This window comes from Kitasatospora sp. NPDC059599 (genome assembly GCF_042735125.1).
In the GTDB taxonomy this organism is placed as follows: Bacteria; Actinomycetota; Actinomycetes; order Streptomycetales; family Streptomycetaceae; genus Kitasatospora.
Genome location: NZ_JBHWCL010000129.1, coordinates 1 through 22,470, shown reverse-complemented (window position 1 = coordinate 22,470; position 22,470 = coordinate 1). Strand labels below are relative to the sequence as shown.

At 74.1% G+C, this 22,470-nt stretch carries 24 protein-coding genes; 9 read left to right on the top strand and 15 right to left on the bottom strand.

What is annotated here, in order from left to right:
- Positions 1 to 9: 9 nt before the first annotated feature.
- On the bottom strand, positions 10 to 810 hold the full coding sequence (locus tag ACFV04_RS33230; protein WP_380343720.1) for an enoyl-CoA hydratase-related protein: 801 nt from the start codon (positions 808 to 810) through the stop codon (positions 10 to 12).
- Between the two features lie 299 nt (positions 811 to 1,109).
- Here ACFV04_RS33230 and ACFV04_RS33225 point away from each other — a divergent pair, with 299 nt between their 5' ends.
- Entirely contained in the window at positions 1,110 to 1,277 is a 168-nt protein-coding gene (locus ACFV04_RS33225) for a DUF3117 domain-containing protein (RefSeq protein ID WP_014137929.1), read from the top strand.
- Between the two features lie 162 nt (positions 1,278 to 1,439).
- Here the strand turns inward: ACFV04_RS33225 and ACFV04_RS33220 are convergent, their stop codons facing one another.
- Complete coding sequence (locus ACFV04_RS33220; RefSeq protein ID WP_207809516.1) at positions 1,440 to 2,072, bottom strand: O-methyltransferase; 633 nt, start codon at positions 2,070 to 2,072, stop codon at positions 1,440 to 1,442.
- Between the two features lie 288 nt (positions 2,073 to 2,360).
- Here ACFV04_RS33220 and sigE point away from each other — a divergent pair, with 288 nt between their 5' ends.
- The 4 genes from sigE to ACFV04_RS33200 all read left to right on the top strand — a co-directional run bounded on the left by sigE (position 2,361) and on the right by ACFV04_RS33200 (position 5,589).
- Positions 2,361 to 3,092 (top strand): RNA polymerase sigma factor SigE, encoded by a 732-nt coding sequence (gene sigE, locus ACFV04_RS33215; protein WP_380343822.1) that lies wholly within the window; start codon positions 2,361 to 2,363, stop codon positions 3,090 to 3,092.
- Entirely contained in the window at positions 3,089 to 4,114 is a 1,026-nt protein-coding gene (locus ACFV04_RS33210) for a zf-HC2 domain-containing protein (protein ID WP_380343717.1), read from the top strand. Before sigE ends, ACFV04_RS33210 begins: the two co-directional genes overlap by 4 nt.
- A 148-nt stretch (positions 4,115 to 4,262) precedes the next feature.
- Positions 4,263 to 4,697: a sec-independent translocase gene (locus tag ACFV04_RS33205; RefSeq protein ID WP_380343714.1), complete on the top strand. Its 435-nt coding sequence runs from the start codon at positions 4,263 to 4,265 to the stop codon at positions 4,695 to 4,697.
- Positions 4,698 to 4,920: 223 nt separating this feature from the next.
- A complete protein-coding gene (locus tag ACFV04_RS33200; protein WP_380343711.1) occupies positions 4,921 to 5,589 on the top strand; it encodes a hypothetical protein in 669 nt (222 codons plus the stop codon).
- A 108-nt stretch (positions 5,590 to 5,697) separates the two neighbouring features.
- On the opposite strand, the gene ACFV04_RS33195 is transcribed toward ACFV04_RS33200, so the two are convergent.
- From ACFV04_RS33195 to ACFV04_RS33180, 4 genes are all read right to left on the bottom strand, one after another.
- Complete coding sequence (locus tag ACFV04_RS33195; RefSeq protein WP_380343708.1) at positions 5,698 to 6,858, bottom strand: Mrp/NBP35 family ATP-binding protein; 1,161 nt, start codon at positions 6,856 to 6,858, stop codon at positions 5,698 to 5,700.
- A gap of 56 nt (positions 6,859 to 6,914) precedes the next feature.
- A complete protein-coding gene (locus tag ACFV04_RS33190; protein WP_380343819.1) occupies positions 6,915 to 7,511 on the bottom strand; it encodes a DUF1003 domain-containing protein in 597 nt (198 codons plus the stop codon).
- 49 nt (positions 7,512 to 7,560) lie between these two features.
- Positions 7,561 to 8,859 carry a magnesium transporter MgtE N-terminal domain-containing protein gene (locus ACFV04_RS33185; protein WP_380343705.1) on the bottom strand — a complete coding sequence of 433 codons (1,299 nt, stop codon included), beginning with the start codon at positions 8,857 to 8,859 and terminating at the stop codon, positions 7,561 to 7,563.
- Positions 8,860 to 8,988: 129 nt separating this feature from the next.
- Entirely contained in the window at positions 8,989 to 9,528 is a 540-nt protein-coding gene (locus ACFV04_RS33180; RefSeq protein WP_380534551.1) for a hypothetical protein, read from the bottom strand.
- Positions 9,529 to 9,622: 94 nt separating this feature from the next.
- Between ACFV04_RS33180 and ACFV04_RS33175 the strand changes: the two genes are divergently transcribed.
- Positions 9,623 to 10,591 carry a DMT family transporter gene (locus ACFV04_RS33175; protein ID WP_380534549.1) on the top strand — a complete coding sequence of 323 codons (969 nt, stop codon included), beginning with the start codon at positions 9,623 to 9,625 and terminating at the stop codon, positions 10,589 to 10,591.
- Positions 10,592 to 10,594: 3 nt separating this feature from the next.
- Here ACFV04_RS33175 and corA read toward each other — a convergent pair whose 3' ends face one another.
- Entirely contained in the window at positions 10,595 to 11,716 is a 1,122-nt protein-coding gene (gene corA, locus ACFV04_RS33170; protein WP_360259596.1) for a magnesium/cobalt transporter CorA, read from the bottom strand.
- Between the two features lie 433 nt (positions 11,717 to 12,149).
- On the opposite strand from corA, the gene ACFV04_RS33165 reads away from it, so the two are divergent.
- Entirely contained in the window at positions 12,150 to 12,791 is a 642-nt protein-coding gene (locus ACFV04_RS33165; protein ID WP_360259594.1) for a suppressor of fused domain protein, read from the top strand.
- Between the two features lie 150 nt (positions 12,792 to 12,941).
- Here ACFV04_RS33165 and ACFV04_RS33160 read toward each other — a convergent pair whose 3' ends face one another.
- The 5 genes from ACFV04_RS33160 to ACFV04_RS33140 all read right to left on the bottom strand — a co-directional run bounded on the left by ACFV04_RS33160 (position 12,942) and on the right by ACFV04_RS33140 (position 18,245).
- Positions 12,942 to 13,802: a PHP domain-containing protein gene (locus ACFV04_RS33160; RefSeq protein WP_380534547.1), complete on the bottom strand. Its 861-nt coding sequence runs from the start codon at positions 13,800 to 13,802 to the stop codon at positions 12,942 to 12,944.
- A gap of 68 nt (positions 13,803 to 13,870) precedes the next feature.
- Complete coding sequence (locus ACFV04_RS33155; protein ID WP_360259589.1) at positions 13,871 to 14,509, bottom strand: DUF6758 family protein; 639 nt, start codon at positions 14,507 to 14,509, stop codon at positions 13,871 to 13,873.
- Positions 14,510 to 14,817: 308 nt separating this feature from the next.
- Entirely contained in the window at positions 14,818 to 14,976 is a 159-nt protein-coding gene (locus ACFV04_RS33150; protein ID WP_157849739.1) for a hypothetical protein, read from the bottom strand.
- 411 nt (positions 14,977 to 15,387) lie between these two features.
- Complete coding sequence (locus ACFV04_RS33145; protein ID WP_380534545.1) at positions 15,388 to 16,260, bottom strand: alpha/beta fold hydrolase; 873 nt, start codon at positions 16,258 to 16,260, stop codon at positions 15,388 to 15,390.
- A gap of 173 nt (positions 16,261 to 16,433) precedes the next feature.
- Positions 16,434 to 18,245 carry a DEAD/DEAH box helicase gene (locus ACFV04_RS33140; RefSeq protein ID WP_380534543.1) on the bottom strand — a complete coding sequence of 604 codons (1,812 nt, stop codon included), beginning with the start codon at positions 18,243 to 18,245 and terminating at the stop codon, positions 16,434 to 16,436.
- Positions 18,246 to 18,941: 696 nt separating this feature from the next.
- Here ACFV04_RS33140 and ACFV04_RS33135 point away from each other — a divergent pair.
- Positions 18,942 to 19,670, top strand: coding sequence for a ferritin-like fold-containing protein (locus ACFV04_RS33135; RefSeq protein WP_360259584.1), 729 nt, complete (start codon positions 18,942 to 18,944; stop codon positions 19,668 to 19,670).
- A gap of 21 nt (positions 19,671 to 19,691) precedes the next feature.
- Here the strand turns inward: ACFV04_RS33135 and ACFV04_RS33130 are convergent, their stop codons facing one another.
- The 3 genes from ACFV04_RS33130 to ACFV04_RS33120 form a co-directional block, all read right to left on the bottom strand.
- Positions 19,692 to 20,018, bottom strand: a complete 327-nt coding sequence (locus ACFV04_RS33130; protein WP_380343683.1) for a hypothetical protein — start codon at positions 20,016 to 20,018, stop codon at positions 19,692 to 19,694.
- Positions 20,019 to 20,154: 136 nt separating this feature from the next.
- The gene (locus tag ACFV04_RS33125; RefSeq protein ID WP_360259579.1) at positions 20,155 to 20,382 is read right to left on the bottom strand and encodes a DUF3107 domain-containing protein; all 228 of its coding nucleotides are present in this window, start codon (positions 20,380 to 20,382) and stop codon (positions 20,155 to 20,157) included.
- Between the two features lie 131 nt (positions 20,383 to 20,513).
- Positions 20,514 to 21,173 carry a TetR/AcrR family transcriptional regulator gene (locus ACFV04_RS33120; RefSeq protein ID WP_360259576.1) on the bottom strand — a complete coding sequence of 220 codons (660 nt, stop codon included), beginning with the start codon at positions 21,171 to 21,173 and terminating at the stop codon, positions 20,514 to 20,516.
- Positions 21,174 to 21,393: 220 nt separating this feature from the next.
- On the opposite strand from ACFV04_RS33120, the gene ACFV04_RS33115 reads away from it, so the two are divergent.
- Positions 21,394 to 22,296, top strand: a complete 903-nt coding sequence (locus tag ACFV04_RS33115; RefSeq protein ID WP_380534541.1) for an alpha/beta fold hydrolase — start codon at positions 21,394 to 21,396, stop codon at positions 22,294 to 22,296.
- The last annotated feature ends 174 nt before the right edge of the window (positions 22,297 to 22,470 follow it).

Below are 22,470 nucleotides of genomic sequence, written 5' to 3'. Positions count from 1 at the left end.
CTGTCAGCCCTAGCGGCCGACGTACTTCGGCTTCTCCTTGGCGATGAAGGCGCGCACCGCGATCCGGTGGTCCTCGCTCGCGCCGGCCAGCGTCTGCAGCTCGTCCTCCTTGTCGAGGAGTTCGTCCAGCGAGTGCGAGGCGCCGTAGGCGAGCGAGGCCTTGATGGCGCCGTACGCGACCGTCGGGCCCTCGGCCAGCTCACGGGCGAAGACCCGCGCGGTGGCGGCGAGTTCCTCGGCGGGGACCACCTTGGTCGCCAGGCCCAGCTCCATCGCCTCGGCGGCCTTGACCGTCCGGGGCAGCATCAGCAGTTCGGTCGCCTTGGCGTGCCCGACCAGCCGGGGCAGCGTCCAGGACGCGCCGGAGTCGGCGGTCAGGCCGATGCCGGCGAAGGCGGTGTTGAAGCCGGCCCGGTCGGACACGATCCGGAAGTCGCAGGCGAAGGCGAGCGAGGCGCCCGCTCCGGCCGCCACCCCGCCGACCGCGGCGACGGTCGGCTTGCGCATCCCGGCCAGCGCCCGGGTCAGCGGGTTGTAGTGCTCGGCGACGGTCCGCAGCGCGCCCTCCCCGGTCTCCTCGGCCAGCTTCAGCTGCGCCAGGTGCTCGTTCAGGTCCTGCCCGACGCAGAACGCGCGTTCGCCCGCTCCGGTCAGCAGCACGGCCCGGACCGCGGGGTCCGCGGCCGCGGCGACCACGGTGTCGCGCAGCGCGACCTTGGTGGCGACGTCGAGGGCGTTCATCGCCTCGGGTCGGTTGATGGTGATGACGGCCAGGCCGCCGTCCAGCTCGTACAGCACGGAATCGGACATGGGCGAGGGCTCCCCGGGTGATCGTCGTGGTGTCGGTGTCGTGTGCCAGGATGCCGGAGCACGAGGTGGCCTGGGGAGTGTGAGGTATCGCACCTTCCGGTGCCGTCCACACCGTCGCCACGCCAGGGCTTATGACGTGAATTGCGGTGGTTGGGGGCGGTCCGGCCGAGGTTGCACCGAGAGTGATGTTGGTCATCAGCCCGTGGCATGCGGGATAATGGCTTCCGATCAATGCGTTCGATACCGGCGGTGGACGGACTGCCGGTGCGTAGCTGGCGGTTGCAGGAAGGGGAACGAGCATGGCGGCCATGAAGCCGCGGACGGGTGACGGCCCGCTCGAAGTCACCAAAGAGGGGCGGGGCATCATCATGCGCGTTCCGCTCGAAGGCGGCGGACGCCTCGTGGTGGAGCTCACGCCTGACGAGGCCGACGCCCTCGGCGAGGCCCTGAAGAAGGCCTGCGGCTGACCGCAGCGGGTGCTCGCCATCTCCTGGAGATGCGCTGCCGGGCCCGGGTACGACGTCACGTCGGCCCGGGTCCGCGCGTTTTCCGGCGGGCCCTCCCGGCCCCGCCCGCCGGTGCCCCGGGGCCGCCCCGCGGGAGGTCCGGGGACGGGTTCCGGCGTCCGACTAGCGCTTGACGGCGCAGAGCAGCCCGTCGGAGACCGGCAGCAGGGCCGGCAGCAGGGCCTCGCTCTCCCGGACGTCGCGGACCAGGTCCCGCACCGCGCCGGTCTGCGGGTCCTGCAGTTCCGGTTCGGCCAGCCGGCCCTCCTGGAAGACCCCCTCGAAGCAGACCATCCCGCCCGGCCGCAGCAGCCGCAGCGACTCCAGCAGGTACTCGCGGGACTCGGCCGGGTCGCCGTCGCAGAACACCAGGTCGTACTGGCCGTCGGCGAGCCGGGGCAGCACCTCCAGCGCCCGGCCCGGTATGAACCGGGAACGGTTGGCCGCGAACCCGGCCGCCTGGTACGCCTCGCGGGCCAGCTGCTGGCGCACCGGCTCCGAGTCCACCGTGGTGAGGACGCCGTCCGGCCGCATCCCGCGCAGCAGGTAGACCCCGGAGACCCCGGTGCCGGTGCCGATCTCGGCCACGGCCTTGGCGTCCAGCGCGGCCGCCAGCAGCCGCAGGCAGGCCCCGCCGCTCGGCCCGATCGCGCGTATGCCGGTTCGCGCGGACTGCGCCCGGGCGTAGGTCAGCACCGCGTCCTCGCCCACGTAGGTGTCGGCGAGGGCCGCGCGCGCGGGCCCGAACTCGCTGATGGCTGCCTCTTTCGGAGCCCCGGGTGGCGGCCCGGTGCCGGGGGATGTCGATATTTCCTGCCACAGATTACTGGCCGACCGGGAACCGCGTACGGCGGCGGGCCGTTGTCATGACGGACCGGGTGCGGGAGACCTCCCGGGCACTTTTATCCGGGCTTGACGGGTGAGGTGGATATGGTGGTGGCCCTGCTGGGCAGAAGAGCCGACCGAGGAGGTGTGGCCGAGGGCGACGTCCCCGTGCGGCGGCACTCCCGCGGCACCGCGTCAGCCCGTACGCCGAAGCCCGTGATGAACCAGTCTGCGCACTCCGACCTGGACCAGCCCGCCGCCGCGACGCCGGCCGCGGGTACCACCGAGGCCCCCGCCCTCGCCACGTTCGCCGAGGGCCCCGACGCGCAGACCTGGACTCCGCCCACCTGGGAGGAGATCGTCGAGGCGCACAGCGCCCGCGTCTACCGGCTCGCCTACCGTCTGACGGGCAACCAGCACGACGCCGAGGACCTCACCCAGGAGGTCTTCGTCCGGGTGTTCCGTTCGCTGTCCACCTACACCCCCGGCACGTTCGAGGGCTGGCTGCACCGGATCACCACCAACCTCTTCCTGGACATGGTCCGCCGCCGCCAGCGCATCCGCTTCGACGCGCTCGGCGAGGACGCGGCCGAGCGGCTCGCCTCCCGCGAGCCCAGCCCGGCCCAGCACTTCAGCGACACCCACTTCGACGCCGACGTGCAGCAGGCCCTGGACACCCTCGCGCCGGAGTTCCGCGCGGCCGTGGTGCTGTGCGACATCGAGGGCCTGTCGTACGAGGAGATCGCCGCCACGCTGGGCGTCAAGCTCGGCACCGTCCGCAGCCGCATCCACCGCGGCCGCTCGCACCTGCGTGCCGCGCTCAAGCACCGCGCCCCCGGCTCGGCCCCCGGCCGTGAGCGCCGCGGCGGCTCGGAGGAGCCGGTGCCGGTCGGCGTCGGCGCGGTGGAGGCCGCGGTCGCGCCCGGTGGGCGCGGACGGAGGCGATCGTGAGCGGAACCAGCCGGTCCGGCTCGGACCGGTCGGACACGTCCGGCCGGGCCCTGAACCGGCGGAGCTGGGGCCTGCCGGGCCGTCGGGGCACCGACGAACCCGGTGAGCCCGTGCTGCCCGCGCTGGCGCTGCCCGCCGACACGGCCCTGCACGCGCTGCCCGTACGGCCCGCCGAACCCGCGGTCGAGGAGCACCACCTCGGCGACCGCCTCTCCGCCTTCCTCGACGGCGAACTCGGCCACGACTCGCGCGAGCGCGTCCAGGCGCACCTGGCGACCTGTCCGCAGTGCCTCGCCGAGGCCGACGAGGGCCGCTCCGTGAAGCACCTGCTGACCCGCACCGGCACGCCCGGCCCGTCCTCCGCGCTGATGGCCCGGCTGATGGCCGTCGGCAACCTCCCCGAGGACGGCCCGTCGGACGGCGACTGGCCGCCCGGGCGCGGGCGCCACGACGACGACGACCTACCCGGCGGCGGGGTCGCGGCCACCGGCACGCTCGGCGGCAGCCGGCTCACCGGCGGCTCCTTCGGCCGCGGCGCGGGGGCCTCGTTCGGCGCGGGCGCGCTCGGTGCCGACACCCCGGTGCCCGGGGTCGACCCGCGGGCCTTCGGGCGCGGTGCGGTGCTGCGGCCGCTGATGGGCCGGCGCTCCGCCCGTCCCGAAGCAGTCGCGCCCGAACACGCCGCCCGGCCGCAGCCGTCCGCGGCCGCCGTCCGCTCCTCCGCGCGCGGGCGCCGGCTGGTGTTCGCCGCCGCGGGCGCCTTCTCCGTCGCCGCGGTCACGCTCGGCGGTGTCGGCGGGCTCAGCCCGCAGGGCGAGGACCGCCACGGCACGACCGTCAGCCCGCCCGGCGGCGGCACCGGTACCGGTCGCGGTGGCGGTGGCGGTCTCGTCCCGATGACCGCCCAGGTCCCGGTGGACTTCCCGGGGCGCCCGGTCGCCGCGACCCGTGAGGCGTCCCCGCCGTCCTCCCCGGAGCGTTACCCCGGCGGCGTCGCCGCCCTGCGCCAGCAGACCCGCTAGAGCCCCCCTGGACGGGCCCTGGCACCCCGGTCCCGACGCGCTCGGCCACCGGCAGGTCTTTACCACGGCTTCATCGCAGCGTGGGCCGGGGACTCGCCGGTGGCCATTACCCTGTAGGGACCGTCGTCCGACGAGCTAGGGAGCAAAGGTGTTCAGCGACGTAGGCGGGCTGGAGATCCTGACCCTGGTCGTCATGGCGATCATCATCTTCGGTCCGGACAAGCTGCCCAAGCTGATCCAGGACACCATGGGCTTCATCCGGAAGATCCGTTCCTTCGCCGACAACGCGAAGGAGGACATCCGCACCGAGCTCGGCCCCGAGTTCAAGGACTTCGAGTTCGAGGACCTCAACCCCAAGACCTTCGTCCGCAAGCAGCTCATGGGCGGCGAGGAGGACCCGCTCGGCCTCAAGGGGATGAAGGACTCGCTGGACATCCGGTCCGTCCTGGACGACAAGCCCGCGGCGCCGGTGAACGGCCGCAGCGGCAGCGTCAGCTTCGAGAAGTCCGCTCCGGCGCCCGCCTCCGCAGGTGCCCCGCTGGCGCCCGGCGAGCGGCCTCCGTTCGACCCCGACGCCACCTGATCCCCGCTCCGGCACGACGCCCCGGAAGCACGCCACCGCCCCGCCCGGCCGCCCTGCTGAGCGGGGCGGTGGTGCGTGCGCCGCTATTGTGCTGATTGTTCCCGCTGAGCCGTCCGTCACATTCCGCGTGTTCGCGGACCAGGAACGGCCCCCGGGAACGCCGCGGTGCGCCACCATGGGAGCGCGCCACGGCAGGCAAACGTGCGTTTGAGGAGGCCCGGGGATGGACGCGACGAGTCAGGCGGGAGGGGCGACGGCCACGGCCGGCGGCCCGGTGGTCGGCGGACAGGCCGGCCCGGCGGACCCGCTGGTGCCCTACCTGTCCGCCGACTTCCCCTGGTACGGGCTGGACGAGGGCTGGACCGGCCGCCGTTACCTGATGCAGGCCGGCGCCGGCACCCGCGCCGCGGGCAGCGTCGACTACGGCTCGCTCGGCCACGGTGACGAGCCCGCCAAGCAGTTCGAGCCGCGTGACGTGCGGAAGTTCGCGGCCGTGGTCACCGTCGCCCGCCGGGACAGCCGCCGCAGCGCCGACAACACCGGCACGCTGGAGGCGACCTCCGCCTCCTCGGCCGCCTGGCTGGCCGGTTCCGGCCTGCTCGCCGCGACCTGGCCCGGCCAGTTGGACCGCGCGCTGCGCCAGGACTGGCTGGACCAGCAGAGCAGCCTCGCCTGGGACCTCGCCGACGATCTGGCGGGCCCCGGCTGGTCCACCCTCAGCCTGCCGGTCAACGGCCTTCCGCAGCCCTTCCGCTACCGCGAGTCCGAGTACGGCTGGGTGCTGGCCGGCGAGGCCCCCGGCGTCCTGCTCGGCGCCTTCGGCCGCGGCGTCAGCGCCTACGGCGTCGGTTTCTCCACGGTCCCGGACCTGGCGGCCTACACCCGCCCGTAGGGGCCGCGGCACGACGAAGGGGCCGGGCGGTGCACACGGCACCACCCGGCCCCCGACGCCGCCCGTCCGCCCGCTCGCGGGGCGAAGGGGCGGCGGGCGTTCAACGGCTCAGAACTTGTTCCTGGGCGTCAGCCCGAGCGACATCCCGGACAGGCCGCGCTGGCGGCCGCCGAGCTTGCCGGCCACCGCGCGCAGGGCGGCGCCGGCCGGGGAGTCGGGCGCGGCGAGCACGACCGGGCGGCCGTCGTCGCCGCCCTCGCGCAGCCGCACGTCGATCGGGATCGAGCCGAGCACCGGGACGGTCGCGCCGACCGTACGGGTGAGCGCCTCCGCGACGGTCTGGCCGCCGCCGGTGCCGAAGACGTCGATCATCTCGTCGCAGTGCGGGCACGGCATGCCGGACATGTTCTCGATCACGCCGACGATCTTCTGGTGGGTCTGCACCGCGATGGTGCCGGCCCGCTCGGCCACCTCGGCGGCGGCCATCTGCGGGGTGGTGACGATCAGGATCTCCGCGTTGGGGACCAGCTGGGCCACCGAGATCGCGATGTCGCCGGTGCCGGGCGGCAGGTCCAGCAGCAGCACGTCCAGGTCGCCCCAGTACACGTCGGCGAGGAACTGCTGCAGCGCGCGGTGCAGCATCGGGCCGCGCCAGACCACCGGGGCGTTGCCCGGGGTGAACATGCCGATCGAGATGACCTTCACGCCGTTCGCCTGCGGCGGCATGATCATGTCCTGGACCTGGGTCGGCCGGCCCTCGACGCCCAGCATGCGCGGCACGCTGTGGCCGTAGATGTCGGCGTCCACGACGGCGACCTTCAGGCCGTCGGCGGCCATCGCGGCCGCCAGGTTGACCGTCACCGAGGACTTGCCGACGCCGCCCTTGCCGGAGGCGACGGCGTACACGCGGGTCAGCGTGCCCGGCTTGGCGAACGGGATCTCCCGCTCGGGGGCGCCGCCGCGCAGCAGCTGGGAGAGTTCCTTGCGCTGCTCGTCGCTCATCACGTCGAGTTCGACCTCGACACCGGTCACGCCGGGGACCTTGCCGACCGCCTCGCGGACCCGGGTGACGATGGTGTCGCGCATCGGGCAGCCGGAGACGGTCAGGTAGACCGCGACGTGCACGGCGCCGCCCTCGGTGATCCCGACCGATTTCACCATGCCGATCTCGGTGATCGGGCGGTTGATCTCCGGGTCGTTGACGGTCGCCAGCGCCTGGCGTACGGACTCCTCCGTGACGCCGGCCGCGACCTCTGTCTCGTTGGCCATGCCTTGATGGTACGGCGCCGGGCGAACCGCTTAACCCGTCGGTAGCGTGCCGCCGGTCACAGCGGCTCGGAGGCGTCCCGGCGCTCCTCGATCTCCCTGAGCAGGGACTGCAGTTCGGAGCGGATGCCGCTCATCTCGGAGCTGATGAAGGCCCGGGTGGCGACCTCGCCGAGCCCGTGCCGCAGGGCGGCGACCTCGCGGGTCAGGTACTCGGTGTCCGCGATGTTGCGGTCGCTGCGGGCCCGGTCCTGCTCCATGTTGACCCGGTCCCGGTTGTCCTGGCGGTTCTGCGCCAGCAGGATCAGCGGGGCCGCGTACGAGGCCTGCAGGGACAGCGCGAGGGTCAGGAAGATGAACGGGTACTCGTCGAAGCGCACGGTCGCCGGCAGCAGGGTGTTCCAGGCTATCCAGACGACGACCACGACGGTCATCCAGACGATGAACCGCCCGGTGCCGAGGAAGCGGGCGATCCGTTCGGACAGGACGCCGAACGCCTCCGGGTCGTAGGAGGGCAGGGAGAGCAGGCCGGGCCGCGCGGTGCGCGGCTGGTCGAGCCGGGTGCGGCCGGTGCCGGTGATCGGGGCGGTCTCCACCCGCCGTTCCCGGCTGCCCTCGCGGGTGCGCAGTTCGCGCAGCTGCCGCAGCTGCCGCAGCTCGCCCTGCAGGCGGCGGCGCGCGGAGTCGTCCGGCCGGCCGTTGCGGTCACCGTCCACCGGTCACCCCTTCCCTGTCGTCGTGCCGGGCCTCGTCGTCGGCGTGCAGTGCGGCGTCGCGCCAGTCGTCCGGCAGCAGGTGGTCGAGCACGTCGTCGACGGTCACCGCGCCGAGCAGGTGGTCCGCCTCGTCCACGACCGGCGCCGCGACCAGGTTGTAGGCGGCCAGGTAGCTGGTGATCAGCGACAGCGGGGTGTCCGGCGGCAGCGGGTCCAGGTCGTCGTCGACCAGCGAGCCGACCAGGACGTACGGGGGCTCGCGCAGCAGCCGCTGGAAGTGCACGGTGCCCAGGTAGCGGCCGGTCGGGGTCTCGTTCGGCGGCCGGCAGACGAAGACCTGCGCGGCGAGGGCCGGCTTGTGGTCGCTGACCCGGACCCGGGCCAGGGCCTCGGCGACGGTCGCGTCCGGTTCCAGGACGATCGGCTCGGTGGTCATCAGACCGCCGGCGGTGTCCTCCTCGTAGGTCAGCAGGCGGCGCACCGGCGCGGCCTCGTCCGGCTCCATCAGCTGGAGCAGCCGTTCGGCCTCGTCGCCGGGCAGCTCGGAGAGCAGGTCGGCGGCGTCGTCCGGGTCCATCGCCTCCAGGATGTCGGCGGCGCGCTCCTCCTGGAGCTTGCCGATGATCTCGACCTGGTCGTCCTCGGGCAGCTCCTCCAGGACGTCGGCGAGCCGCTCGTCGTCCAGGGCGGCGGCCACCTCGGCGCGGCGCTTGGCGGACAGGTGGTGCATCACGCTGGCGAGGTCGGCGGGGCGCAGCTGCTCGAAGGTGGCGAGCAGGTTGGCGGCGCCCTGGTCCTGTTCGGGCAGCGCGAAGCCGGTGACGTCCTGCCAGTCCAGCGTGAGCCGTTCGCCCTTGGCCTTGCGCAGCCGGCCGGCCCGGCCGAGCTGGACGAAGACCTTGCTGATCTCCCACTCGCGCAGCCGGCTCTGCACCATGCCGATGTCCAGCACGGTGACGTCCTCACCGGTCTTGGACCAGGTGACGGTGCGGTCCAGCAGTTCGGCGAGCACCAGGGTCTCGGACGGGCGCTGCTCGAAGCGGCGCAGGTTGATCACGCCGGTGGTGAGCACCTGGCCGGACTCCAGGCTGGTCACCCGGGTCATGGGGAGGAAGATCCGGCGCCGGCCGACCACCTCGACCACCAGGCCGAGCACGCGCGGGGGACGCCCGCCGAGGCGCAGCGAGACGACCACGTCCCGGACCCGGCCGACCTGGTCGCCGTTGGGGTCGAAGACCGCGATGGCGGACAGATGGGAGATGAAGACCCGGGTGCCTGGCCCTGCCATGAACTCCCTCGACTCGCTCGACGCCGTACGCGGTACGCCGAGGCGCACCCGCGGCCAAATCTACCCGTGACCGCGTGGCCCGGCCCGATGAGGCACCGTAGCGGCGGGAGGAGTCCCCGGAGTGAACCCTCAGCGGCGCTTGAACAGCAGTTTCGGCAGTCCGGCCGGGACCGGGCGGCGGGTGGTGGCCGGGGAGGGCATCGGCTCGGCGGCGTGCGAGCCGTCCGGCATCGCGCCCGGACGCTCGGTGAGCGGGCCGGCCGGCTCCAGCCGCAGCACCCGGCACTCGCGGGCCCAGCGCTCGGTGATGGCGTCGGTGTCGGGGGCGTTGAGCCGCTTGCCCTTGAGTTCCTCGACCGCGCCCAGCCAGGCCTCGCCGTTCGGCGGGAGTTCGACGACCCGGGCGCTCCAGCCGGTGAGCCGGCCGCCCTTGTCCTTGCTGCGGACGGTGACCACGGCCGCGGCGCCGGGGACCAGGCCGTGCAGCGGCTGCTCGTCGCCGTCGCCGACCACCACGACCGCGCCGTCGTGCCAGGCGTGCCACAGCGGCCGGGCCTGCTCCTGCCCGTCGGCGCGCACCCAGAGCAGGCCGGACTTCTTCGCGGCCTCCTCCAGCAGGGCCTGGTCGAGGAAGGCGTCGGCGGTCGCGGCGGCGGGCGTACGGTCCATGGCCGACAGCGTACGGCTTTCCCCTCCGGTTCCGTCCAGGGGACGTCTCAGCCTCCGGGCGACAGTTCCATTGCCGCGCCACGGGCCTTACCGTATGAGCCGCCCCACCCGCCGCGACCAGCAGAGGAGCGCCGTGCCCGCCGCCCGGCCCGCGACCGCCCCCGCACCCGCACCCACCGCCGACCCGGGGTCGACGCGTCCGCTCCCCACCGTCGACCTGCTGCTGCTCGCCGTGTCGATCGGCGGCATCTCGCTGTCCGGCCCGCTGATCAGCGCCACCGCCGCGCCCGCGCTGGCGATCGCCTTCTGGCGCAACGTCATGTCGGTCGGCGTCCTCGGCCCGTACGCGCTGCTGCGCCACCGCGCCGAGCTGCGCGGGATCGGCCGGCGGGCGCTGCTGCTCGCGGTCGCGGCGGGGGCGCTGCTCGCCGTGCACTTCGCGCTGTGGATGCCCAGCCTGCGGATGACCTCGGTGGCCTCCGCCACCGCCCTGGTCACCACCACCCCGCTGTGGACCATCCTGCTGATGCGGCTGATGGGCGTCCGGGCGCCCCGGGCGGTCTGGCTCGGCACGGTCGTGGCCTTCGCCGGGGTGCTGGTGCTGACCGGGGTCGACCTCTCGCTCTCCCCGCGCGCGCTGCTCGGCGACGCGCTCGCCCTCGCCGCCGGGCTGGCCGCGGCCGGGTACATGCTGCTGGGCGCCGAGGTCCGCAAGACGGTCAGCACGACCGGGTACACCCTGGTCTGCTACGCCACCACGGCGGTGGTCCTGCTCGGGATCTGCCTGGTCGCGGGGACCCCGCTGGCCGGATGGCCGGCCGGGGTGTGGTGGCAGATCGTGCTGCTGATGGTCGCCGCCCAGCTGCTCGGCCACTCGCTGAGCAACCGCGTGGTGCGCAGCCTGGGCCCGTCGATCACCTCCACCGCGATCCTGCTGGAGACCCCGGGGGCGGCGCTGATCGCCGCCCTCTGGCTGGGCCAGTGGCCTCCGGCGGCCGCCTACCCGGCGGTGGTGCTGATCCTGCTCGGGCTGGTCCTGGTCGCCCGCGGCGGGCGGCGCTGAGGGTCAGAGCCAGCCGTTGCGGCGGAAGCCCCGGTACATCCCGACGCAGATCAGGGCGATCGCGCCGAGCACCATCGGGTAGCCGTACTTGTGGTGCAGCTCGGGCATGTACTCGAAGTTCATGCCGTAGACGCCGGTGATCATGGTGGGGACCGCGAAGATCGCCGCCCAGGCGGTGATCTTGCGCATGTCCTCGTTCTGCGCCACCGACACCTGCGCCAGGTTCGCCTGCAGCAGCGAGTTCAGCAGTTCGTCGAAGCCGTGCACTTGCTCGGCGACCCGGGCCAGGTGGTCGGCGACGTCCCGGAAGTACTTCTGGATGTCCGGGTCCACCAGACGCTGCATCGGCTCGGACAGCTGCTGCATCGGGCGCAGCAGCGGCACCACGGCCCGCTTGAACTCCAGGACCTCGCGCTTGAGTTGGTAGACCCGGCCGACGTCGGCACTGCGGCCGCCCTTGGCCGAGAAGACGCCGTACTCGATTTCGTCGACGTCGTTCTGCAGCCGTTCGGCGACCAGCAGGTAGTTGTCCACGACGTGGTCGGCGATCGCGTGCAGCACCGCCGCCGGGCCCTTGGCGAGCAGTCCGGCCTCGTCGGCGTCGGCCTCCAGCCGGTGGCGCAGCTCCTGCAGCGAGCCGTGGCCGCCGTGCCGGACGGTGATGACGAAGTCCCGCCCGGCGAAGACCATCAGCTCGCCGGTGTCCACCACCTCGCTGGTGGGCGTGAGCTGGTCGTGCTCGACGTAACGGATGGTCTTGAAGACGGCGAACAGCACGTCGTCGTAGCGCTCGACCTTGGGCCGCTGGTGGGCGTGCACGGCGTCCTCGACCGCGAGCGGGTGCAGGCCGAAGCGCTGGGCGATCCCCTCGAACTCCGCCTCGGTCGGTTCGTGCAGTCCGATCCAGCTGAACGAGCCCTCGCCCTCGGGGAGTTGCTGCTCGGCCTTGACCCGGCGGGCGGCCTCGCGCGGGCTGCAGGTCTCGCCCTTGCGCTTGCCGTGCTGGTAGACCGCGCAGTCCACGATCGCCGAGGCGGCGTCCTCGGACAGGACGTCGTACACCCCGGCCGCGCCGCGGCGGCGGTTGGTGCGGACGGCGGCACGCAGGCTGTTGATCATCGACATGGCAGGCTCCCAGGGGCGGGGAGCCGTCGCGGTGCGGCGCGGAATGGAGAAACGTTCGGCCGCGGTACGACGGCGAAGAACACCGGTGAAAGGGGGGGATGAAGGTGCTCTCCCGGCCGGTCCGTCCGCCGTGGGGCCTGCGCCCGGGGCTACTGCGGCTGATTCAGCCGATTGCGCCTGCGGGGCGAGGGGTACGGGGAAGTCGGGGCCGGGCAGAGCTGCCGGTACTGCATGGTCGGCCGGTATCCACCGCAACCACCTCCTTCGCGCCGCCGCCCCGGGACGGAAGAATCCCGGTGGCCAGTCGCTCACCCTAACATCTGACCGGCCATCGGCGCCGGGGGGTTCCCGAGGCTTTACGGGTCCTTGACGGGCCGGCCCTCCGCGCCGCCCGCACGGGGGCTGCGCGGACCAGCGGGTTACGCTCACCGGCATGGCCCACGACTTCCCGCTCTTCGGCGACCCCCACGGCGGCAGCTCCCCGGAGCTCTCCCGGGAGGCGGTGCTGGCCGCCGTCGAGGCCCGGCTGATCTCCACCTTCGGCGAACCGGGCGGCCGCGCGGCGGTCACCTTCCTCGGCACCGACCGGATCGAGGTGCTGCGCTTCGGCCCCGACCCGGAGGGCCTGGTGCGGTACGCGACGCTCGGGATGTCCGCCGCGCCGATGGCCGACCCCACCTCGCCGGTCGCCGACCAGGTGCGCGGCCCGCGGGTCGAACTGGTGCTGACCGTCCGCGGCGGGCGCGACAGCGTGCTGCGCAGCCTGGCCACCTTCGCCGCGACGCCGCAGGTCGAGGGGCTGGTGGTGGCCCCGGGCGGCTCGCTGGACCTCGGCGCCCCGCTGTGGGACGGCGCGCCCTTCACCTCGGTGCTGGCGGCCGAGCCGGGCGGGCTGGTCGAGGACCTGGAGCTGGCGGATCCGGCCGACCCGGTCCGCTTCCTGCCGCTGCTGCCGATGACGCCCAACGAGGCGGGCTGGAAGCGGGTGCACGGCGCGGCCGCGCTCCAGGAGCGCTGGCTGAACCAGGGCACCGACCTGCGCGACCCGGACCGCCGCGGCGCCCGGCTGGACTGACGGCCCGACCGGAGGCCCGGCCCGGACTCCGGCCGAGGCGTTCGCCGACGGACGGTCAGGGGCCGCCGGGGCAGTGGTCGGTCGGGGCGTGCGCGCCGCGCCGTACGCTCACGCCGTGCCCCGCGAGCCGGAGTGCGGCGGCGCGACCCCTCAGCGCTCGATCGGCTTCGCGCCGGTGGCCTGGGCCAGCAGCGCCTCGTACACCGCAGGGTCCGTGGTGTGCTCGCCGAGCCGGACGGTCTTGCGGGTGCCGTGGTAGTCGCTGGATCCGGTGACCAGCAGGCCGAGTTCGCCGGCCAGGCCGCGCAGCCGGGCCCTGGTCTCCTCGTCGTGGTCGGTGTGGTCGACCTCCAGCGCGGCCAGTCCGGCCACCGCGAGGCCGGCGATCACCCCGTCCGAGACGGTCCGGCCGCGCTTGACCGCGCCCGGGTGGGCGAAGACCGACACCCCGCCGGCCGCCCGGACCAGCCGGATCGCCTCGACCGGGTCGGTCTCGTGCTTGCGGACGTCCGCCCGGCCCCCGTTGGCCAGCCACTCGGGGGTGAACGCGTCCGAGACGGTGGCCACCACGCCCGCCTCGACCAGCGCGCTGGCGATGTGCGGCCGTCCCACCGAACCGGTGCCCGCGATCCGCTGCACCTGCTCCCAGCCGATGTCCGCGCCGAGGTCCCGGCAGCGCTCGACGATCGCCCGCCCGCGCCGGAACCGGTCGGTGCGCACCAGCTCCCGCTCGCGCGCGAACTCCGGCTCCTCCGGGTCGAACAGGTACGCCAGCAGGTGCATGCTGATGCCGTCCACGACGCAGGACAGCTCCGCGCCCGGCACGACGGTCAGCCGGGTGCCGTCGGGCAGCGCGTGCACCGCCTCGGCGGCCTCGACGTGGCCGGCCACGGTGTCGTGGTCGGTGAGCGCGACGACGTCGAGGCCCGCGGCGACGGCCGCCGCGACCAGCTCGGCCGGGCTGTCGGTGCCGTCGGAGGCGTTGCTGTGGGCGTGCAGGTCGATGCGCACGGGGCGGACTCCTGGGGGCTCGTGGGTGCCGCCCAGGATAGGCCGTCCGGGTGGCCCCGGGGCCCGGGTCAGCCGAGCAACCGGGGGGAGAGCGCCCCGCAGGGCAGCAGGTCCAGCTCGGCGCCGGCCTCGCGCAGGTCGGTGAGCACCAGCTCGTCGTACATCACCAGGGCGGACTGCTCGGGCCAGGCGATCGCCCAGAGCCAGAGCCCGCGGGCCTCGCCGGCGAACACCGCGCGGTCGGCCGGGGCGTCCGGGACGTGGAACATCGGGGTGGGCCGGCCGGCCGCCATCAGCTTGGCGTCGGCGGGCTTGTAGAGGCCGACGGAGTCGCCCGGGTCCGGCCCGGGCAGGCCGGCGTAGCGGGCGCCGAGCCCGACGCCCAGTTCCTCGGCGACCAGCACCAGCTCGCCGAAGCCGCCGAGCGGAGCGGGGCCGGCGCAGGCGACGGCGGTGGCCCGGGCACCGGAGACGTCGTCACCGACGTGGGCGATGCCGGTGTACAGCCAGCCGACCGGGAGCGGCCACGGCAGCCAGACGGGGACCTGGGAACGGACGACGGCGACGCCCAGGGCCTCGACACTCGGGGGCAGCACGGGCTGCATCGGGTGGACGGCTCCGTGCCGGTCGCACTGCCAGGTGTCTGAGAACAGACCGGGGGCGCGGACCCGACCGGCGCACCTCGGGCAGCTTGGCTCGCCCCTCATAGCCGACAACGCTCCTCCCTCCGGACCGCCGCGTCAAGGACGATCACCCGTACGGAGGGCTCGGCGGCACCTGTCGGTCGCGGACGCCCGGCCGGCGCTGGGTGGGCGCGTTCGCGGGCGGTTCCCGTTGGGGGATGTCCCGTGAGGGGCGGCGGCAAACGTTTCGGGCGCGGACCCCGGACGCACTGACGCCCCGTCATCGGCGATTGCGGTGACGGGGCGTCAGTCGGGTATCGGAACGTCCGGATCGGACGCTCCCGGCTCGTCTGCGGCGGGTGGGGGCTCCGGGGTGGAGGCGCCGCGCGGGGTCAGACGGTCGGGCACGGCCGGATGAGCAGGCGTTCGCCGGTGCGGGCGGCGGCCTGGACGTGTTCGCGCACGGTGGCGGCGTCGGCGATCAGGCGGTCGGTGGCGGAGCCGTTGGCGTCGTCCAGTCGGACGATCTCGAAGCGCATGGTCTTCGTCATGGGCGTCTCCTTTCCTTGCCCCGCGGCGCGGGGCGATCGCGGCTGAGTGGGTATCAGCTCTTTCGGGATGTTGCGGGTCCGGCGGATCGGCCGGACCGGGCGGGTCGTACGTGCGGCGGTCTGCTGCGGCAAGGGCTCCCCCTGCTTGCCTGGTGCGTCCAGTGCCTCGTGAGCCACGGTGTCGTGGCGGTGCTACCGGGCCGTTGCCCGTCCGTGAAGTCCAGGTTTCGGATGATGTGCGTCGGCGTCGAGGCCGACGATGATTCCCGGACAGAATCAAAGATTACCGTAACTAACGAATTTTGTCCTGTGTTGAAGCCGGTCGAAGTTCCGAAAGTGGTAGAGACCACTTCCGGCGGGAGGTCCGACGGAGCCGGTCAGGCCGGAGAGTGGGGGCCGGTCAGGGGTCGATCAGGCCCAGAACGCGGCCAGCGCCTCGGCGGTCGCGGCCGGCTGCTCCGCGTTGGGGGAGTGGCCCGCGTCCGCCACGACGACCCGGCGGGCACCCAGGCGCTCGGCCATCCCGGTCTGCTCCGGGACGGGCCAGGCGTAGTCCCGTACCCCGGACAGCACCAGCACCGGCAGCCCCGCCGTGGCGGCGGCCAGCTCGTCCACGCGATCCGGCGCGGCGACCAGGTGGCCACCGGTGACGGACAGCGCCTGCGGCACGTTGGCCAGCCAGCGGCGGTGCAGGAACTCGGCGACGGCCGGGGCCGGGCCCGGCTGCGACTGCCCGCTGTCCGCCTCCATCTGCCGCATGACCTGCCAGATCTCCTCCAGGCCCATCACCTGCAGCGCGTCCAGCAGCAGCTTGGTGCGGGCCGCCTCGGCCGGGTCGATCGCGCCCGGGCCGGTGGACATCAGCGTCAGCGACCGCCACGGCAGCGGGCCAGGCGCGGCGGCGAGCACGGCCTCCCGCACCACCTGACCGCCGAAGGAGTGGCCCACCAGGTGCAGCGGCCCGCCGTCCGCCGCCAGCGCCGCGGTGAGCGCCCGTACGTCCGCGCCCAGCTCCCCGACGGCGTACGCCGCCGGATCGTCCGGCCCGCCGGTCTCGTGCTGCCCGCGCTGGTCCACGGCGGTCACCCGGTACCCGGCCGCGGCCAGCGGTTCGAGCAGCCCGATGAAGTCCTCCTTGCTGCCGGTGAAGCCCGGCACCAGCAGCGCGGACCCCCGCACCGGCCCCGCCGGCTCCGCCCGCAACGCCGCGAACTCCCCACGCCCGGTCACCACCCGCTCGGCCCGCGCGCACCCGGGCAACCTCAGAAACGGCGGCGTGCTCATGGCGTGTTCTCCCTGCTCTGCTACCCACTGCTTCCCGACGCCCCCGAGCTTAGGCCGTGGGTCGCGCACCCCGTCGTCGGCGCGTCCGGCGGCGGGGCGGGCCGGGAGGAACGCCGAGGGGGCGGGCCGGGCCGGGTGGCCTGGCCCGCCCCCTCGGGCGGGATGCGCTGCGGTCAGCTCTCCGGGGTCGCCTCGACGGGCGCGGCGGCCTTGCGGGCGCGGGTGCGCTTGCGCGGGGCCGGGACCTCGGCCACGTCGGCCGGGGCCGCCGGGGCGGTCTCGGCGGTGGCCGCGGCCTTGCGGGTGCGCTTGCGCGGGGCGGGCTTCTCCTCGGCCGGAGCCTCGGCCGCGACGACCTCGGCAGCGGCCTCGACGGTCTCCGCCTTCGGCTTGCGGGTGCGCTTGCGCGGGGCGGGCTTCTCCTCGGCCGGAGCCTCGGCGACGACGGCCGCGACGGCCTCGGCGACGACCGCCTCGGCGGCCTCCACGACCTCGACGGCCGCGGCCGCCTCGCCGGCGGCGCCACCGCGCGAGCGGCGACGGCGGCGGCGCGGGGCGGCCTCGCCCTCGGTGCCCTCGACGGCCGGGGCCGGAGCCGCGGCGGCGTCGGTCACGGTGACCGCGGCCTCGCCCTCGCCGACCGCCGAGCCCCGACGGGTGCGGCGGCGCTCACGGGTGCGGCGCGGCTTCTGCTCCTCGGCCTCGGCCTCGGCCGGGGCGGCGGCCGGACGGCCGGGGCCGCCCTGCGCGGGGCGACCGCGGCCGGCCCGGCCGGTGCGGCTGCCGCGTCCGCCGGTCTCGCCGAGGTCCTCGACCTCCTCCGCGTTGAGGCCCGCGCGGGTGCGCTCCGAGCGCGGCAGGACACCCTTGGTGCCCGGCGCGATCTTCAGCAGCTCGTACAGGTGCGGCGAGGTGGAGTAGGTCTCCTCCGGGTCGTTGAACGGCAGGTCCAGCGCCTTGTTGATCAGCTGCCAGCGCGGGATGTCGTCCCAGTCGACCAGGGTGACGGCGGTGCCGGAGGCGCCGGCCCGGCCGGTGCGGCCGATCCGGTGCAGGTAGGTCTTCTCGTCCTCGGGGCACTGGTAGTTGATGACGTGCGTGACGCCCTCGACGTCGATGCCGCGGGCGGCGACGTCGGTGCAGACGAGCACGTCCACCTTGCCGTTGCGGAAGGCCCGCAGGGCCTGCTCGCGGGCGCCCTGGCCGAGGTCGCCGTGGACCGCGCCGGCCGCGAAGCCGCGCTGGGTCAGCTGGTCGGAGACGTCGGCGGCGGTGCGCTTGGTGCGGCAGAAGATCATCGCCAGCCCGCGGCCGTCGGCCTGCAGGATGCGCGAGACCATCTCGACCTTGTCGAGCGAGTGCGCACGGAAGATGTGCTGCTCGATGTTGGCGACGGTGGTGCCGGTGTCGTCCGGGGCGGCGGCCCGGATGTGGGTCGGCTGGCTCATGTACCGGCGGGCGAGGTTGATGACCTGGCCCGGCATGGTGGCCGAGAACAGCAGGGTCTGCCGCTTGGCCGGCAGCATGGTGATGATCTTCTCGACGTCCGGCAGGAAGCCGAGGTCGAGCATCTCGTCGGCCTCGTCGAGGACCAGCGAGCGGACCTGGGACAGGTTCAGCTTCTTCTGTCCGGCCAGGTCGAGCAGTCGGCCCGGGGTACCGACCACGATGTCGACGCCCTTGGTGAGCGCCTCCACCTGCGGTTCGTACGCCCGGCCGCCGTAGACGGCGAGGACGCGCACGTTGCGGACCTTGCCGGCGGTCTGCAGGTCGTTGGTGACCTGGGTGCAGAGCTCGCGGGTCGGGACGACGATCAGCGCCTGCGGGAAGTCGGTGAGCTGCTCCTCGGTGGCCCGGCCGGCGTCCACGTCGGCGCGCACGGTGACGCGCTCGATCAGCGGCAGACCGAAACCGAGGGTCTTGCCGGTGCCGGTCTTCGCCTGGCCGATGACGTCGTGGCCGGTCAGCGCGACCGGGAGGGTCATCTCCTGGATGGGGAAGGGGTGGACGATGCCGACGGACTCGAGGGCCTCGGCGGTCTCCGGGAGGATCCCCAGGTCCCGGAAGGTCGTCTTGATGGGTTCAGCGGTGGTGGACAGGGTGCTGCCTCTTCCGTGTGGAGGGGCCGAGAGCGAGCGGCGGGCGGGCAGCCGCGCGGCTGCGTACGGGCCTGTGCGGCCCCGAATACAGCTGCGCGGACGCACAACCGCGCCGGTCCCTGCGGCCGGCCGGTGCGCGCTGCCCCGGTGCGGGGGCGCGTCGCCGGCGGCGTCGGGGAGGATTCCCGTGAGGGACCTGCGCGGGACCTCCGCCAGGGGGCGTGGTCTCGGCGGCCCTCGCTCGGCCACTGATGCGGTGCCAAGGCTTGAAGTCCAAGCCATGGTCGGAGCCGATCGGCTCTCCGACCGGGCATCCGCGTACGTGAGTACCCGTGCCTCCGGTGCGGACACGTCCGGCTGGACGGTGCCGCTTGGGAGCGGGCTTGCGCGGGTACCGAGACGGCGGTCACACCGTGCGAGCACGACGGGGCTCCGTACCACCATACAGTCAGGCGACGACTCGAACACGTGACGCGTCTGACATTGCCCCCGGCGACGACCGCGGGATCGGGCGATCCGGCCGGTCACCGGGCTGCGGCGGGTGGTGGGGGAGGCGGCCGTGCGGGACTAAGCTGGCAGGTCATGGAGACCCATGGTGAGACGCAGGACACCGCGGCCGGCTCGATCGGCGACTGGGCCGCGTGCTCGGCCGACCCCGGCTACCGGGCGGCGGTGCTGGATCTGCTCGGCGCGCTCGCCTACGGCGAGCTGAGCGCCTTCGAGCGGCTCGCCGAGGACGCCAAGCTGGCGCCGGACCTCGCCGACAAGGCGGCCCTGGCCCGGATGGCCTCCGCCGAGTTCCAGCACTACCAGCGCCTGCACGACCGGCTCGCCGAGATCGGCGCCGACCCGCAGGAGGCGATGCGGCCGTTCGTCGAGCCGCTGGAGCTCTTCCACCGGATGACGGCGCCCTCGGACTGGCTGGAGGGCCTGGTCAAGGCCTACGTCGGCGACGCCATCGCGACCGACTTCTACCGCGAGGTGGCCGTCCGGCTGGACGACGACACCCGCGACCTGGTGCTCGGCGTCATGTCCGACACCGGCCACGCCCAGTTCGCCGTCGACAAGGTGCGCGAGGCGATCGAGGCCGACCCGCGGTCCGGCGGCCGGCTCGCGCTGTGGGGCCGGCGGCTGATGGGCGAGGCGCTCAGCCAGGCGCAGCGGGTGGTCGCCGAGCGTGACGCGCTGTCCAACCTGCTGGTCGGCGGTGTCCGGGTGCAGGGCTTCGACCTGGTCGAGGTCGGCAAGATGTTCAACCGGATCACCGAGGCGCACACCAAGCGGATGGCCGCCCTGGGCCTGGCCAGCTGACCGGCCGCGCCCCGACGACGGCTACGCCGGCCGGTGCCGCCGCGGCGCGCGGTGGGCGCCGGTCCGGTGCGGGTGGTGCCGGTGCGCCGGGGCCCGCCCGTCGGCGAGGTCCGGCCGGGCCAGCAGCGAGGTGAGCACGCCGGAGGCCAGCGCCGAGGCCGCCACGGACACCGCTGGGTGGCGCCCGTCCAGGCAGAAGTGCGCCACCACCCCGCCGACCAGGGCGGAGGCCAGTGCGGTGCCGACCGTCAGCGCGCGGGCGGCCCGGTAGTACGAGGGCAGGGCCAGCAGCGCGGCGCCGGCCGTGGCCAGGCCGATCAGGGTGAAGACGATCGACTCGACCAGCAAGACTGCCTCCCGGGGGACGGGCCCGCGGCGCCGGTGCCGCACCTGTCGCCGTACCCCGCCCCACCCGGCCGTACACGCAGCGGTGCCCCGCTCCCTCGCGGGAACGGGGCACCGGAACGCGTGCTCGGGCGGCGCCTCAGAGGGTGCCGAAGCCGACCTTGCGGACGGCCTGCTCGCCGATCTCCACGTACGCCAGGCGCTCGGCCGGGACGATGACGCGGCGGCCGTGCTCGTCGGTCAGGGTGAGGAGCTTCTCGGGGCCCTCCAGCGCCTTCGCGACCGCGCTCTGGACCTCATCGGCAGTCTGCGAGCTCTCGATCACGATCTCGCGCGGCGCGTTCTGCACACCGATCTTGACCTCCACGGCTTCCGTCCCTCCGGGGTTGCAGCCTCCACGCGCGGGCACCGGACCGCCTGGAACAGGCGTTCGCGACGACCGCGCCGTACGGCTTCACCATAGAGCACCGGATCACCGCCCAGGCGAAGGTCGCCGGATCACCCCTGGTGGGCACCCTCGCCGGGCTGGTCGCCCGGGTGCATCGGGAAGCCCTTCAGACCCCGCCAGGACAGGCTGGCGACCAGGCGCACCGCCTCGTCGCGGGGGATCTCCAGCCCCTGCGACAGCCAGTACCGGGCGGTGATCTGGGCCAGGCCGCAGACCCCGGCGGCGAGCAGCTTGGACTCCGCCTCCGGCAGGTCGGTGTCCTCCTGGATCACCTTGCTGACCAGGGTCGCGCTCGCCTCGGAGGCCCGCTCGACGCGCTCGCGCACGGCCGGCTCGTTGGTCAGGTCCGACTCGAAGACCAGCCGGAAGGCGCCCGACTCGCTGGAGACGTAGTTGAAGTACGCCTCCATGGTGTTGGCCACGCGCTGCTTGTTGTCGGTGGTCGTCGACAGCGCGTGGCGGGTCGACTCGACCAGGGCGTCGCAGTGCTTGTCCAGCAGCGCCAGGTAGAGGTCCAGCTTCCCGGGGAAGTGCTGGTAGAGCACCGGCTTGCTGACCCCGGCGCGGTCGGCGATGTCGTCCATGGCGGCCGCGTGGTAGCCCTGCGCGACGAACACCTCCTGGGCGGCACCGAGCAGTTGTTCACGGCGGGCGCTTCGCGGCAGGCGGGCACCGCGCGGGCGCTCCTGCGCCTCCTGGATGGCCGTCACGGCGCTCCTCACTTCGGGTCTGTTCGGGGCTGGCAAGATGGCCGATTCTACTTTTCGGTAACCGCGCCCGCGTTCGGCGAAGGCGAGAAAAGACGGTCGGCCTTGTTGTCAGGAGCCCACAATACGGCGCTGACCTCGGCCTCGGCAGTGGTGCGACAGAGACAAGGAACGGCCGACCGTCCCGGGTGCTCCGGCCCTCGGCTCACTACCATCGTCCACCATGAGCAGCGCTGAGCAGCAGGTACGTACGGTCGAGGTTCCCGGGGCGGTGCTCGCGGTGCACCGCCCCGCCGACGACGGGCCCGCCGACGGGCGCGAACCCGGCTTCTTCGTGCACGGGCTCGGCGGCTCGGCCGCCAACTGGACGGCCCTGATGGACCGGCTCTCCGGCCTGGTCGACGGCGAGGCCGTGGACCTGCCCGGCTTCGGCCGCTCCCACCCGCCCACCGACGGCAACCTCACCCTCTCCGGCCACGTCCGCGCGGTGATCGGCTGCCTGGAGGCCGCCGACCGCGGACCGGTCCACCTGTTCGGCAACTCCCTCGGCGGCGCGGTCGCCGTGCGGCTCGCCGCGCTCCGCCCGGACCTGGTGCGCAGCCTCACCCTGGTCTCGCCGGCCCTGCCCGAACTCCCCCCGCAGCGCTCCGCCTGGCCGACCGGCCTGCTCGCGGTGCCCGGGGTGCCCGCGGTGCTGCGCCGGCTGGCCGCGAACGGGCGCGACGTCGAGGCCGCCACCGAGGACCTGCTGCGGCTGGTCTACGGCGACCCGGCCGGCCTGAGCCCGGCCGCCCGGGCCGAGGCCGTCGCCGAGTACCGGCGCCGGCTGGAGGTGCCGCACGCGATGCCGGCCCTGGTCGGCTCGGCCCGCGGCATCGTCTCGGCGTACACCGAGCGCGGCGACCAGGCGCTGTGGCGGCAGGCCGAGCAGGTGAGGGTGCCGGTGCTGCTGGTGTACGGGCTGCGCGACAAGCTGGTCTCCTACCGTTCGGCCCGCCGTGCCTGCGCGGCCTTCGCGGACGCCCGGCTGCTGGTGCTGCCGGAGTCGGGGCACGTGGCGATGATGGAGCACCCCGACGAGGTCGCCCGCGCCGTGCGGGAGCTGATCGGGCACGCCGCCGGCTGAGCCCGCCGGGAGCGGGTATCACGGGCGGCCGCGCGTACCGCCCGGTAACGGCCCGGTTCGGGTCGAGGTCACGGCGTTTCACTCGTTCAGGTGGCAGCCAGGCATGTGACCGATGGATTGCCCGGGGCCGGTCCTACCTTTCTGCTGTCGGACCGAACAGGTGTGGGGGAACCG